Below are 223 nucleotides of genomic sequence, written 5' to 3'. Positions count from 1 at the left end.
GCAGGAGGCCATCGCCATGCGCGAACTCGACACGGCCGAGGACGTGAACGACGTCCTGGTCTGGCGACTGCGACGCCTCGCCCAGCTCCCCGCGCACCCGGGCGAAGCCGCTCGACGCCCGCAGGCCGGCATCGGCCGCGCCAAGTCTGCGGCCGACCGGACCGGCGTTCGGACCGGACCTCCGGCAGCGACTCGGCCCGCCGCCCCGGACCCGCACAACCGC

General features: G+C 76.2%; 1 pseudogene. It reads left to right on the top strand.

Annotated features, from left to right (window positions below):
* Positions 1–16: 16 nt before the first annotated feature.
* Positions 17–223: pseudogene (locus tag RB628_RS43135) on the top strand (mobilization protein); the annotation flags it as partial.

The organism is Streptomyces sp. ADMS, assembly GCF_033441795.1.
Classification (GTDB): Bacteria; Actinomycetota; Actinomycetes; order Streptomycetales; family Streptomycetaceae; genus Streptomyces.
Note: the sequence above shows the minus strand (reverse complement) of the source record. Positions and strands in the feature narration are given on the sequence as shown.